Here is a 13,447-nt window from a genome sequence, read left to right on the forward strand (position 1 = left end):
CCGATCACGAAATAATACGTGCAATGATGGGACCAACTATCACTATAATATAAACTTGGTTAAATCTGCCTTATGCTTCAGACTTGAAACGCGCTCTTTCACAAGATCAAGATCTACAGTAATGGAAGCACCTGGCTTATCATTGGCTTCAAAACTTATTTCCTCAAGTAAACGTTCTAACACTGTATGCAAACGTCTTGCACCGATATTTTCAACACTTAGATTTATTTCTTCAGCAAGGGATGCTATTTCATCAATCGCTTCATCGGTAAAATCCAACGTCACTTTTTCTGTTGCTAAAAGCGCTTTATATTGACGAATAAGACTCGCTTCGGGTTCCAACAAAATGCGTTTGAAATCGGCTGCCGTTAAGGATTTTAACTCAACGCGAATCGGCAAACGTCCTTGAAGTTCTGGTAATAAATCTGAAGGTTTAGACAAATGAAACGCGCCTGATGCTATAAACAGAATATGATCTGTTTTGACCGGGCCATATTTTGTCGATACGGTTGTACCTTCAATAAGCGGCAACAAATCACGCTGGACACCTTCACGACTTACATCTGCACCTTGACGTTCAGAACGTGCGCAAATTTTGTCAATTTCATCAAGAAAAACAATCCCATTTTGCTCAACACTGAATATACATTGGCGTGTAACATCATCTTGATCAAGCAATTTATCACATTCTTCATCCATCAAAATCGTCCGTGCTTCACTTACACGAAGTTTACGCAATTTTGTTTTGGTGCCACCGAAGGCTTTGCCAAACATTTCGCTCATATTGATCATGCCCATTTGTGCACCTGGCATCCCTGGTATATCAAAACTTGCCATACCCTGAGAACCATTGTCAGAAAGCTCAATATCAATTTCTTTATCTTCTAACGAACCATCACGAAGCTTTTCTTTGAAACGTTGACGTGTTTCATCACTTGCTTGCTTACCTACCAAGACTTGCAATAATCTGTCTTCAACATGTTGTCCGGCTTTGGCTTGTACATCTTCACGCATTCTAAGTTTTGTTTGATGTAGGGATATCTCAACCAAATCACGAATGATTTGATCAACATCACGACCTACATAACCAACTTCTGTAAATTTTGTTGCCTCAACCTTTATAAAAGGTGCTTGCGCTAATTTAGCAAGACGTCTTGCTATTTCTGTTTTACCAACACCCGTTGACCCAATCATCAAAATATTTTTAGGCAATACTTCTTCTTTTAAATTGTCCGGCAATTGTTGACGGCGCCAGCGATTACGAAGTGCAACGGCGACAGCTCGTTTTGCATCTTGTTGACCAATAATGTAACGATCTAATTCTGAAACAATCTCACGGGGGCTAAATGAACTCATCATTAATTACCTTTCTTAAAAGTGGTTTTTCTAACGAATTATGTAGATTAACTTTCCATATTATGTGGCAAAGTCTAGGAAGGACGAGAACCGGAACAGAGTGTACCTCTTTGTACATGAGTACCGGAAGCGTAGTCCTGACGACGAATTTACCCATAGGATGGAAAGTTATAATTTTTCGACGGTCATGTTTGAATTTGTATATACACAAATATCTGCTGCAATTGAAATCGATTTGCGCGCAATTGTTTCAGCGTCTAATCCTTCAACATCGACCATGGCACGCGCTGCCGATAAAGCAAAAGCACCACCGGAACCAATACCAATCAATCCATCATCGGGCTCAAGCACATCACCATTTCCCGTTAGGATAAGAGATGCATGTTTATCGACCACTGCCATCATCGCTTCTAATTTACGCAAATAACGATCTGTACGCCAATCTTTAGCTAGCTCGACAGAAGCGCGTAACAATTGACCTGGATATTTTTCAAGTTTCGCTTCTAACCGTTCAAAAAGCGTAAAAGCATCAGCTGTTGCGCCTGCAAAACCAGCAATAACAGACCCATTCGAAAGACGTCTGACTTTTTTAGCGGTCGCTTTAATAATTGTATTACCAAGACTTACTTGACCATCGCCTGCAATAACAACTTCATTGCCCTTTCGAACACTGACGATCGTTGTACCATACCATTGATGCGGGTTTTGATGTTGCATCGCGTTTTATCCTTTTTAAGAGGGGCCTTTTAAATACTGACCGCCGTAAACAGCAGCCAGTATAAAATTCTACTTACTTATTTAGGGATTATTTCCTAATCTGCAACCAATGTATTTCTAAATTTTTGTAACGCTCCAAATTATGAGGCAAAGTCTAGAAAGACAAAGAACCGGAACGGAGTGTACCTTTTCGTACATGAGTACCGGAAGCGGATGTCTGACGACGAATTTGCCCATAGGATGGGGCGTTATGATTTTGAACGTCGATTCATAAAAAAGTACATAGGCAACCCACTTACAACAAAAGAACCAGAAATTAAAAGCGTTGTAAATTCCGTATTATAAAAAATCCAACCACAAAAACCAATCGCACCCAGCCCATAAATCCATTGAAAAACTGATCCTTCATGGCGATTCTGGTACAAAATCTTTAAAAAAGATAACACGCAAATCGCGTATACAAATAAAAACGCCATCACTGAAAAATCAATAATAAGATTGATTTGTTGCGCTAAATTATCACTCGCCGTTAAAATAAGTAAAGGCAAAATTCCACAAGAACTTATTAAAAGACCCATATAAGGGGCTGTGTGTTTGTTTCGTTTTGCAAAAAATTTAGGCAAAAAATGATCTTGTGCAAGTCCTAGTGAAATTTGACCGCTGGTTAAAACCCACGCATTTAATGTCCCTATACAAATGATAGATGCAATAAGTGAAATCCCTAAATGCCAATTTCCACCAAAAACAATACGTGCTGCATCGCCATAAGGTGCTTTGGAATTCATCAGATCTTGACCGGGGATAACGCCCATAATACTTATGCTATTCATCAAATAAAGAAGCGCTACACAAACAGTACCAATAACAATGGCGCGTGGAATTGTTTTTGAAGGATTTTCAACAGAACCTGCAGGTGTTGTTGCAGATTCAACGCCGATAAAACCCCACAATGTCATTAATGTTACCTTGCTGATTATTTCCGAATCTGTGAATTCCATAATCGAGCTATCTTTAACAAAATTCCCATAATCAAAAAAGAATAAAGCAGCAATTGGTAATAATAATAAGGGAATGATTTTCATCAACGTTAATACAAATTCTGCGTTACCAGACGCTTTAACACCACGTAAATTGAGCAACGTAATCAATGTCAATAGAACTATTTCAAGTCCTACAACAATAAATTTGGGTTGATCCCCAATTAAGGGCAAAAGATAACCGATAGCCGTCACAATAACAGCACTCGTGCTAATCCATGAAATAATCCAATATGTCCAACCCGTAAAAAAAGCGGCTATTGGTCCAAAACTTTCTTGCACATAAGCATGCGGTCCACCTGTTTTAGGGATACGCGCGCATAATTGTCCAAAAACCAGGGCTAAGGCAATAGCGCCTAAACCGGAAATAATCCAACCTACAAGGCTTATCGCACCAAAAGGTGCTAAGGCTGCCGGTAGTAAAAACACGCCAGAGCCAATCTGGCTGCCAGCTACAAGGGCAAAAACTGCCCAAAATCCTATTTTTTGCGAAGTCATTTTCATTTAACCATAATTCATCAATTGGTTTTTAAAATCTATATACCCATTTGTTTCTAAGTTTTGAAGCCATCAGATTTTGGAACCGCTATAGGCACTATACCTGCTGTCGCACAAATCTTTCACGCACAATTTAAAAAAATTGGGTTTATTTTAGGGATAATTTTGAATAAGGTGTATTATTTGCTCCTTAAGGAGCCTTTCGGAAGGATTTAAATGTGACGTCCGCAAAAAAATTCATTAATCTTGCTTCCAGTTTTTACCTTTTTACGAGAATAATGACAAGGCAAGAAAAAGTAAAGAAATATTTCGCAAACATGATAAAAATATTTTAAATTTGTGTAAGAGAAGTATAGTAACTACGCAGGAAGACGTGAGAGTTTCAAACACCCTCTTCCTACGTCCCGCGAACATATCATTACCCATAAGTATGATAATATGTTGATAATTATTGTTTACTCCACCTCCTACGTCCCGCGACTTGTTCGCGGGATCCAGAAAGTAAATAAAGAAGATGTCATTGCCCAATTTATACAATCTTAACTTTAGGAAAGATCGTCTGGATCCCGCGAACAAGTCGTGGGACGTAGGAAGGGGGTTGGGTTTATACTTATGGATAATGATATAGTCACGGGACGTAGGGAGTGGGCTTGGGAGTTGCAAAATATGAACATTATACAAAAACAAATTCATGGCACGTCTCTACAATATAAACAAAAGGGATTATTATTCTTAGGAGAATCAGGCAGCGGTAAATCTGATTTAGCGTTAAGACTCATTGATAAAGGCGCATATCTTATTGCGGACGATCAAACCATTTTAACTTTAAAAAACAACAGAATATTTCTAAGCTGTCCCGAAACAATCAAATCAAAATTAGAAATACGTGGCATTGGTATTATTGACATTTCTTCAATTAAAGAGCATCAGCTTGATATTGTATTTCAACTAAAATCTTTTCGTGAAATTGAACGTCTTCCAAAGGATAATCAGATCACTTTGTTAGATCAAAAAATACCTTATTACGAAATTGATCCGTTTGAATTATCAGTGAATGCAAAGATTAGTTTTATATTAAAAATTTAACATTAAATAAATTAAAGCGCGATATCTCAATCGCGCTTTCTAAATTATATTTTAACTTTTACAAGCCAAGCTTACACTTAATTTTTTCTTTAAGCCCAGCATTATGACAAATAGAATCCTTTAATCCATCCATCATATTTTTACACCCTACAGAAACATTCTTAAGATGCTCGTTAAATTTTACAACCTCTTTTTCAGCCTCTGCCCCAGACAATCCTTTGACTTTAGCAATCATATCAACACCCTTGCGGTTGTCCTCATTAATTTTGGCAAAAAATTGTGTAAGCGTTTGCTCCCAATCATCACTCGTCTTGATCCCGCCAGGTGAAGAAGCTGTACGTCTTTCTTCTTCTTTAAAATGTTTGCCTTTAGCTTTAATATCATTTAAACCATCAGTACAAACTTTTAGATTGCTTTGTAAGGCGCTTTGCATTTCCGTTTCATTCGGTACAGCAAAAACTTTTCCAACTACAAAAAAAGTCACCATAAGACAAATTAACTTGTACATTTGTTTCCCCCTTTTTTATTAAATATCAAAGTGATTTTTTTATTTATTAGTATCACCCTTTAATATTTTAATTAATTTTATGAATGACGTCAATTCAGAATTTAAATGCATTGCCATCCTAATAAAAAATAAATTGCTTTTACTATCTTTTATTATATATATACCCAAATGATCTGATACTACCGTTTTTAGTCGATGACTTTTGGCCGCTTTTTGAACCAAAAATTTCTAAGGTAAATCAATTGCCTGTCGTAATTTTTGGCATCAAAAATCATCTCAAATCTCATGCCTAAAAAATTGGCATTTCCAAATCATTTGGGTATAGTAAAAAAATTAACTTTTAGAATTTTGACTTACAACAACAGGTTTAATCTCATTTTTTGTCACAAAATTCAATTCTTCTTTAACCTTCGCCTCAAATTCATCATATTTCATATAATAATTATAAATTTTTCCATTAATAATAAAACCAGGCGTTCCATCTAGGTAATATTTTTTCTTGGCCTCGTTCCAACGTGCTAAAACTTTATCGCTAACGATTGTATCTTCACGAAGCTGATCAAGATCTACTTTTGGCAAACCAGCCATTTGTGCCATCTTTACGAAATAATCCAATTGATCTTTTTGTTTTAACCATTCAGTTTGATTTTTCATGGAAATATCAAAAAATTTTAAATAATCTTCCCTAGAAAGCATATTTGCATAATTACTCGTACAATACCCAACTAGATCTAAAGCAACATCACGCAAAACGACTTTCACTTTACCTGTATCAACATAGTCTTTTTTAAATTTGTCCCAACTTTCATTATGGAATTGAGCACAATGACCGCAGCTAAAAGAAAAATACATAATGACTTCAACAGGCGCCCAAGGATCTTGAGCAACAACAATATCTGGCAAGCGTTTTTCATGATCAACCCATTGTGCGATAGATGGGCTACAGATAAAAGATAACAATAAAACAAATATATTTACCAATTTATTCACTTTCTTACATTTTCCCTTTGTTGCGATAATAATGCTTTTCCCAAATTTTTTAAAGCATTTCTTAAGTTTTTGTCTTGAATTGGTGTTACGAGACTTTGTATATGCTCATTTTCATGTATATTTAAAGTGCGTTTTTGTCTTTCAGGTAATTTTTTATCATTTTTCTGAATTTGTCCATGTTTTAAACGAATATCTGAAATAAGCGCAAAACCAAAAAACTGGTTAATTTTAGCCACGATCGAGTTTTTTGCATAAGTGATTTCAAGCGCTGCACCTGGATTTACAAGCACTTCAAGAATACGAGGCGAATTTACTTGACCTTGTTGCCCCACTAATTTTATAGGAAATGAATATTGCGCTAATTTATCACCTACAATTTGCGCCCAATAAAACACCAAACGTTCATCAATAAGGCCTTGTTTTTGAAAAAAAGGTCTACTTATCTCACCGATTAAATTTGATATTGCTTGGTTACCGTATCGTGCTGTTTTCATGTTAATTCTAAAATATGGGTTTATCGCATAGATGACAACAATGATTTATAGCATAGTTTAACTCAATTTTTGTAATTTTTTTTATTATAATGAAACCCAGATTGTATATACAATAATATTTTCTTGCTCCATTGAATCAAATTAATTTTAATTGAATTTACAACAAATGCCATGTATTTATTTTTGAATTATCTATTTAGCCTTATTCATATATACTTTACGTTTGGCAACAAACACTTCACGTTTAGCTTGAGATTTTTCACGTTCCGCACGCCATTTTTCAAGCTTTTTCATATAATTTTCTGCGTTTTCATAGGAACTAGGCGCATCATATGAACTTGGTCCATCATATCTACTGGGCTTATCATATGAACTTGGTTTATCAATTATTAATGAATAAGAAGATGAAGATTGTGATCGTAAATTGTCCCAAGTTTTAATTTCATCTTCCCACGCTTTATATTCATTATCCCAAGCTTTGCATGCATATTCGTAAGCAGCTTTCAACTGTTTGTATTGTTCTTTTTTATCAATTTTTAAAGTATCTGTGCGTTTTAAAGAATTACTATTTGATCGTGAAGTTATATTTGAATTTATAGGATTGCTATATACTAAAGAATTATCTTGATTACCAAAAACATTTCTTAAATCATTCAAGTGTATCAATAAATAAACATTCATATTTATTGCTATTTTAGAAACAATTGTATATCTGGATTGGGTTGCTTCATCGGTTAGTTGTTCAAATCTTTTATATTTTTCTTCTACATTATAATAGTCTGTACAGCGAAGAATTTCAGCATTAAGCTGAAAAAGACGTTTCATAATATCATCTTCTCTCCCCGCATGAAGCAAAGATATATTTATAAAAATTGCAAATGCAATTAAGACTAATTTTTTCATTTTATCTCTTTCTATTTAAAATATATATTTATAAAAAAAGGGAGAAAATTATCTCCCTTTTTTTTAAAGTACCAACAAACATAAAATTGTATTATTAACGCATTAAGAAATAATGGAAAATAATAACTAATGTTATCTCAATTAAATTCTGCAAGAATTGCATCGATGGCTGCTTGATCTTGAGCATCCTGCAATTGAGCTCTACGTTCAATTTCAGCAAAATTATTTTGAAGCTGCTGCGTTGCATTTGCTTTTGCTATGTGGTCTTTTTGTTCAACCTCATGCAAACTTAGTTTGTATATATGCTTATTAAGAGCAACACTCATATTAAGCCCTATAGAACTAACATCATAATATGCTGTTGATTCGTTTAGATATTTCTTAAATTCATCATATTTAGCGTTTGCAGTCTGAGAATCTGTACAAGCTAGAATTTCAGCATTAAGCTCATAAAATCGTTGTGTTATTTCATCTTCTCTAGTTGCATAACTTGATGATATATTCATAAGAATTGCAAAAAAAATTAAAGTTATTTTTTTCATTTTAGAACCTTCTGTTAATATAATAACCATTTATAAAACAATTCAATTTTTGTTGTTTTATAAATACTGGTGTCTTTATATAGATAAAAACATCACATTGCAAGTGTTTTTAGAAATGAAATGAAATGAAATGAACGAGAATACCCTATGTTTTATTTAATTAAATTTATTTTTTAAAAACACAACCTCTTCATAAGAAAGAAGCAACTTTCAAGCGCCTTCATAAAAAAAGGGAGGCGCAACCCCCCTTTTCTTCTACCTATAGTCAATAGACTTGAGAAGCAAACAAGGAACAACGAACGAAGTGTATCCTTATATACATGAGTAAGGCGTGACGATGTATCCTTCCAATGTCCATTGACTATACATATTTTAAGACACAGATACACGTAATTTTGTATTATTACGTGACGGCGCGTCAGCAAATAAACGTAATCTATTCAACTTTCTTATAAATAACGTCTTCCTTCTTTTTTTCCATGCATTAAATAATGTTTTGCAACTTCAGCTTTTTTAACCTCTAAAGGCAAATGACCATATGCAAGCTTAAGATCTTGATAGATATCAATATAGACAAGAGGATCAAACCCTACGGGCAATGGGTCTGGTTTATATTTTCTGTTTTCTGGTTCTTTCATTCCATGAGTTAAATAATGCTCTGTAACCTTATCCATTTTGGCATCTAAAGGCAGCTGACCATACACAATTTGCAGATCTGAATACAAACCAAGATATACAATTGGATTAAAATCATCTGGCAATACATCTGATCCAGCACGTGAATAACTTAAACGATGTAATTCGCCTTCAAGAATTTCTTTCTGTTGAGCAGTATTCAACGGATTACCTATTTTATCTAAAGTATTAAATATTAATGTATTTTTCGCATCAAACTCATATAATTCACGTTTATTCTGAAATTTTTCTCGTTTAGCCTTTAACTTATTTCGTTCTACACACCACTTATCTAATTTTGCCTCATATTCGACTACATCCGGACAAATCCTTGATGGAGCGTCCAAAGAACCTGGCCCTTTACTCCCTATCTTTGAGGGCATATCCCCTATTCTTCTTGGTCTATCGAAGGAAAACCCCATTGAAGAATTCTTTGACAATTCATCCCAAGCTTTAATTTCATCTTCCCAAGCTTGGAATTCATTATCCCAAGCTTCACGCTCAACATCAAAAGCAATTTTTAAATTATTGTATGTACCCTTATCCACCCTCAAAGAAAAATTATTATTCTTCAGAGATCCACTGTTGTTCATCAAAAACGCATCTTTCTTCAAATAAAGATTATTTAATAAATGAGTAAGCTCATGTATTTTACGTTTTCCTTGAAATATTTCTCGTTTAGCCTGAAACTTTTCCCGTTCTACACGCCACTTTTTAAGCTTTATCTTATATTCTTTTTCATTTTCCCATTGAGATGGAGCATTAAAATTACGACTCGGTGTATTTAATATTTTTGAGGGCATATCTAATATTTCACTTGGCATATCAAACAAGTATACAGAAGAAATATTAGATAATTCATCCCAAGCTTTAATTTCATCTTCCCAAGCCTGAAATTCATTATCCCAAGCATCACACTCGGCGTTAAAAGAAATCTTTAAATTATTATACACTTCATTTCTACCCGCATAAAGCGAGGATATATTTATGAAAATTCCAAAAGCAATTAAAACTATTTTTTTCATTTTATTTCTTTCTATTCTAGATGTTAAATTCAAAACACACATTTCATTACTGAATATGTGAAACCATAAAATATCAATTTATTTTTATTAAAAATACCCGTAAAAAATACTGGGTTTTTTATTTTTTAAAATATCTTTATGTGTTTAAATTTTATTTCTTAAATTAATTTTTTTGAAAAAATCCAATTTCTTACATAAAAAAAGAGAGGGAGGAAAGCCCCCCCTTCAAACTTTAAGACACAGATACACGTAATTTTGAGTTATTACATACGACATGTTGGCAAATAAACGTAATCTATTCAACTTTCTTATAAATAACGTCTTCCTTCTTTTTTTCCATGCATTAAATAATGTTTTGCAGCCCAATTCTTTTTTTCTTCATCTGAAGTAAAATGCTGATCGGCATAATTCTGCAGATCTGGATACAAACTAAGATATATTACGGGATTAAAATCTTCTGGCAGTGGATCTAAATATGCTCTTCCTTCATTTTTTCCATGATTTATATAATGTTCTGTAACCTTATCCATTCTATCTTCATCCGAAAGAATCCCACCATACGCATTTTGAAGATCTGGATACAAACTAAGATACACAACAGGATTAAAGTTTTCTGGCAATAATCCACTATCGTCTACATCATCTATATCGTCTATATAGAATAAACGATGCTTCTCGCCGTAAAGAATTGGTATCTGTTTAAAATTTCCTGATTCAATATGTGACAGCAATCGCTCTGAAAGCACCGTTGCTTTTTGAAAAAAATCTTCTGATTCTGGTCTTACCGCCTCCAGCATTATTGAAAATAATGTTCTTATATAATCTAACATATCAGTTTTTAGTTTATTTCCCAAAAACACAGCATTAGTATATCCAGCGACTTCCGCTTCTTTTATATTCTGTAAAAATTCTTTATATTTCTCAATTACTAAATCACAACCTTCATTAATAGATCCTTCTTCAAAAATCTCATTATAAAGCTGATTAAGACGTTGGGTTATTTCTTCTTCTCTATCCGCATAAAGCGAAGATATATTTACAAAAACTGCAAATGCAATTAAAGATAGTTTTTTCATTTTATCTCTTTCTATTCTAGACATTAAATATAAAATGCACAATTCATTAGCGAATATGCGAAAAAACAATGTATCAAATTACTTTTATTAAAGCAACAGTAAAAAATACTATGTTTTTATCTGTTTTAAGAAAGAGTTTTTATTTATTTATATTTTTTAACAAATTAGTGATTTCAAGACAAAATTTTTTAGATTTATATTTTATTTGTTAAATTATTTGAGCTGAAACAAAATAAAATATTCTTCATAAAAAAAAGAGAGGCATAAACTCCCTCCCCTTCAAACTTTAAGACGCAGACGCACGTAATTTTGAATTGCAATACAAATAAAGTTCAACACATATTTAATCCAAAGATATTCAAATACCATGTATTTATTTTTGAATTATCTATTTAACTTTATTCATATATACTTTCCGCTTAGCAACAAATACTTCACGTTTAGCTTTAGATTTTTCACGTTCCACACGCCATTTTTCAAGTTTTTTCATATAATTCTCTGCGTTTTCATAGGAACTAGGTGCATCATATGAACTTGGTCTATCATATCTACTGGGCTTATCATATGAACTTGGTTTATCAATTATTAATGAATAAGAAGATTGTGCTCGTAAATTATCCCAAGCTTTAATTTCATCTTCCCACGCTTTATATTCATTATCCCAAGCTTTGCATGCATATTCATAAGCAGCTTTCAACTGTTTGTATTGTTCTTTTTTATCAATTTTTGCAGTATCTTTATGTTTTAAAGAATTACTATTTGATCGTGAAGTTATATTTGAATTTATAGGATTGTTATATACTAAAGAATTATCTTGATTACCAAACACATTTCTTAAATCATTCAAGTGAATTAATAAATAAACATTCATATTTATTGCTATTTTGGAAACAATTGTATATCTAGATTGCGTTGCTTCATCGGTCAATTGTTCAAATCTTTTATATTTTTCTTCTACCTTATAATAGTCTGCACAGCGAAGAATTTCAGCATTAAGCTGAAAAAGACGTTTCATAATGTCATCTTCTCTCCCCGCATGAAGCAAAGATATATTTATAAAAATTGCAAAAGCAATTAAAGCTAATTTTTTCATTTTATTTCTTTCTATTTTACATGTTAATTTATAATGTTAAATTTACATTCAGTTATTATTAAATTTAACAGATAATAAAATATCAAATTACTTTCTAAATAAATACCCGTAAAAAATACTGGGTTTTTTATTTTTTAAAATATCTTTATGTTTTAAAATTTAATTTATAAAATTATTTTTTTTAAAAAAATTCAATCTCTTATATAAAAAAAGAGAGACTACACCTCCCTTTTTTTAAAGAACATCAACGTAGATAATTTTAAATCGCTACATGCGTCTTATAGAAGAAATTAATGATATACCAATTTTATTTATATCGTCTTCCTTCATTTTCTCCATCATTCAAATAATGTGATTGAGCAAATGCTTCTCTTAATTCATCGGAAGCCAGCGTTCTGGCATGATCATCTAAATCTTGATACAGCTCAAGATATCTACGATAATTAAAATCTACAGGTACCTTTTTTAAATACGCTCTTCCTTCATTTTTTCCATGCATTAAATAATGTTTTGTAGCCCAATCCATTTTATGTACATCTGAAGTAAAGCTCTCATCGGCATGATTCTGTAGATCCGGATACAAACTAAGGTATATTACAGGATTAAAATCTTCTGGCAATACATTTGATCCAGCACCAATATAAGATAAACGATGCCTCTCTCCAAAAATAATTTTTGATTGTTTGAAATTTCCTGATACAAAATATGACAACCTCCGTTGAGAAAGCAAAGATACTTTTTGAAAAAGATCAGTTGATAATTCTTGTCTAAATGATTTCAATTCTTTTAAAGTTAACCTTTTTAGAGCACTTATTATCAACTCTTTTAGATTATTTCCATCACGCACGACATAATTATATCCAGCGTCTTCTGCTTCTTTTAGATTCTTTAAAAATTCTTTATATTTTTCTTCTGAAAAATTATAATCGTTATCGTATTCATGAAGAGCAATCTCATTGAAAATTTCTTCACAAAGATCCACAACACGTTCCAGTATTTCAATTTCTCTATCCGCATGAAGCGAGGATATATTTATAAGAATTGCAAAAGCAATTAAACCTAATTTTTTCATTTTATCTCTTTCTATTCTAGATATTAAATTTAAAACACACATTTCATTAGTGAATGTGCGAAACAATAAAATATCAAATTATTTTGATTAAAAATACCCGTAAAAAATACTGGGTTTTATATTTTTTAAAATATCTTTATGTGTTCAAATTTTATTTATAAAATTAATTATATTACAATAATTCAATCTGTTACATAAAAAAAGGGAGGCATAACCCCCCTTCCTTCTACCTATAGTCAATAGACTTGAGAAGCAGACAAGGAACAACGAACGAAGTGTATCCTTATATACATGAGTAAGGCGTGACGATGTATCCTTCCAATGTCCATTGACTATACATATTTTAAGACACAGATACACGTAATTTTGTATTAT

The 13,447-nt window shown here is 32.6% G+C and carries 13 protein-coding genes; 1 reads left to right on the forward strand and 12 read right to left on the reverse strand.

Annotated elements, in window-relative coordinates; translation table 11 throughout:
* Positions 1 to 42 precede the first annotated feature (42 nt).
* The 3 genes from hslU to Q8L85_03560 form a co-directional block, all read right to left on the reverse strand.
* The gene (gene hslU / locus Q8L85_03550) at positions 43 to 1,356 is read right to left on the reverse strand and encodes an ATP-dependent protease ATPase subunit HslU (protein MDP1723755.1); all 1,314 of its coding nucleotides are present in this window, start codon (positions 1,354 to 1,356) and stop codon (positions 43 to 45) included.
* Positions 1,357 to 1,524: 168 nt separating this feature from the next.
* A complete protein-coding gene (gene hslV, locus Q8L85_03555) occupies positions 1,525 to 2,073 on the reverse strand; it encodes an ATP-dependent protease subunit HslV (GenBank protein MDP1723756.1) in 549 nt (182 codons plus the stop codon).
* 248 nt (positions 2,074 to 2,321) lie between these two features.
* Entirely contained in the window at positions 2,322 to 3,608 is a 1,287-nt protein-coding gene (locus Q8L85_03560) for an amino acid permease (protein ID MDP1723757.1), read from the reverse strand.
* A gap of 666 nt (positions 3,609 to 4,274) precedes the next feature.
* Between Q8L85_03560 and Q8L85_03565 the strand changes: the two genes are divergently transcribed.
* The gene (locus Q8L85_03565) at positions 4,275 to 4,694 is read left to right on the forward strand and encodes an HPr kinase/phosphatase C-terminal domain-containing protein (GenBank protein ID MDP1723758.1); all 420 of its coding nucleotides are present in this window, start codon (positions 4,275 to 4,277) and stop codon (positions 4,692 to 4,694) included.
* 58 nt (positions 4,695 to 4,752) lie between these two features.
* On the opposite strand, the gene Q8L85_03570 is transcribed toward Q8L85_03565, so the two are convergent.
* The 9 genes from Q8L85_03570 to Q8L85_03610 all read right to left on the reverse strand — a co-directional run bounded on the left by Q8L85_03570 (position 4,753) and on the right by Q8L85_03610 (position 13,072).
* Positions 4,753 to 5,202: a hypothetical protein gene (locus Q8L85_03570; GenBank protein ID MDP1723759.1), complete on the reverse strand. Its 450-nt coding sequence runs from the start codon at positions 5,200 to 5,202 to the stop codon at positions 4,753 to 4,755.
* A 333-nt stretch (positions 5,203 to 5,535) separates the two neighbouring features.
* The gene (locus Q8L85_03575) at positions 5,536 to 6,192 is read right to left on the reverse strand and encodes a thioredoxin domain-containing protein (GenBank protein ID MDP1723760.1); all 657 of its coding nucleotides are present in this window, start codon (positions 6,190 to 6,192) and stop codon (positions 5,536 to 5,538) included.
* Positions 6,189 to 6,686 carry a DciA family protein gene (locus Q8L85_03580; protein MDP1723761.1) on the reverse strand — a complete coding sequence of 166 codons (498 nt, stop codon included), beginning with the start codon at positions 6,684 to 6,686 and terminating at the stop codon, positions 6,189 to 6,191. Before Q8L85_03580 ends, Q8L85_03575 begins: the two co-directional genes overlap by 4 nt.
* 192 nt (positions 6,687 to 6,878) lie before the next feature.
* The gene (locus Q8L85_03585; GenBank protein MDP1723762.1) at positions 6,879 to 7,589 is read right to left on the reverse strand and encodes a hypothetical protein; all 711 of its coding nucleotides are present in this window, start codon (positions 7,587 to 7,589) and stop codon (positions 6,879 to 6,881) included.
* A gap of 137 nt (positions 7,590 to 7,726) precedes the next feature.
* Positions 7,727 to 8,131 carry a hypothetical protein gene (locus Q8L85_03590; GenBank protein ID MDP1723763.1) on the reverse strand — a complete coding sequence of 135 codons (405 nt, stop codon included), beginning with the start codon at positions 8,129 to 8,131 and terminating at the stop codon, positions 7,727 to 7,729.
* 449 nt (positions 8,132 to 8,580) lie between these two features.
* Entirely contained in the window at positions 8,581 to 9,831 is a 1,251-nt protein-coding gene (locus tag Q8L85_03595) for a hypothetical protein (protein MDP1723764.1), read from the reverse strand.
* A 308-nt stretch (positions 9,832 to 10,139) separates the two neighbouring features.
* Positions 10,140 to 10,907: a hypothetical protein gene (locus tag Q8L85_03600; GenBank protein MDP1723765.1), complete on the reverse strand. Its 768-nt coding sequence runs from the start codon at positions 10,905 to 10,907 to the stop codon at positions 10,140 to 10,142.
* A gap of 388 nt (positions 10,908 to 11,295) precedes the next feature.
* The gene (locus Q8L85_03605) at positions 11,296 to 12,000 is read right to left on the reverse strand and encodes a hypothetical protein (GenBank protein MDP1723766.1); all 705 of its coding nucleotides are present in this window, start codon (positions 11,998 to 12,000) and stop codon (positions 11,296 to 11,298) included.
* Positions 12,001 to 12,307: 307 nt separating this feature from the next.
* The gene (locus tag Q8L85_03610) at positions 12,308 to 13,072 is read right to left on the reverse strand and encodes a hypothetical protein (protein MDP1723767.1); all 765 of its coding nucleotides are present in this window, start codon (positions 13,070 to 13,072) and stop codon (positions 12,308 to 12,310) included.
* Positions 13,073 to 13,447 lie beyond the last annotated feature (375 nt).

The organism is Alphaproteobacteria bacterium, assembly GCA_030680745.1.
Classification (GTDB): Bacteria; Pseudomonadota; Alphaproteobacteria; order JAUXUR01; family JAUXUR01; genus JAUXUR01.

Excerpts from the sequence above, each read along its gene's own strand:
- Q8L85_03600 (MDP1723765.1), bottom strand. The coding sequence starts at position 10,907 with ATGAAAAAACTATCTTTAATTGCATTTGCAGTTTTTGTAAATATATCT.
- Q8L85_03585 (MDP1723762.1), bottom strand. The coding sequence starts at position 7,589 with ATGAAAAAATTAGTCTTAATTGCATTTGCAATTTTTATAAATATATCT.
- Q8L85_03605 (MDP1723766.1), bottom strand. The coding sequence starts at position 12,000 with ATGAAAAAATTAGCTTTAATTGCTTTTGCAATTTTTATAAATATATCT.
- Q8L85_03560 (MDP1723757.1), bottom strand. The coding sequence starts at position 3,608 with ATGACTTCGCAAAAAATAGGATTTTGGGCAGTTTTTGCCCTTGTAGCT.
- Q8L85_03565 (MDP1723758.1), top strand. The coding sequence starts at position 4,275 with ATGAACATTATACAAAAACAAATTCATGGCACGTCTCTACAATATAAA.
- Q8L85_03580 (MDP1723761.1), bottom strand. The coding sequence starts at position 6,686 with ATGAAAACAGCACGATACGGTAACCAAGCAATATCAAATTTAATCGGT.
- Q8L85_03595 (MDP1723764.1), bottom strand. The coding sequence starts at position 9,831 with ATGAAAAAAATAGTTTTAATTGCTTTTGGAATTTTCATAAATATATCC.
- hslV (MDP1723756.1), bottom strand. The coding sequence starts at position 2,073 with ATGCAACATCAAAACCCGCATCAATGGTATGGTACAACGATCGTCAGT.
- Q8L85_03570 (MDP1723759.1), bottom strand. The coding sequence starts at position 5,202 with ATGTACAAGTTAATTTGTCTTATGGTGACTTTTTTTGTAGTTGGAAAA.
- Q8L85_03610 (MDP1723767.1), bottom strand. The coding sequence starts at position 13,072 with ATGAAAAAATTAGGTTTAATTGCTTTTGCAATTCTTATAAATATATCC.
- hslU (MDP1723755.1), bottom strand. The coding sequence starts at position 1,356 with ATGAGTTCATTTAGCCCCCGTGAGATTGTTTCAGAATTAGATCGTTAC.
- Q8L85_03590 (MDP1723763.1), bottom strand. The coding sequence starts at position 8,131 with ATGAAAAAAATAACTTTAATTTTTTTTGCAATTCTTATGAATATATCA.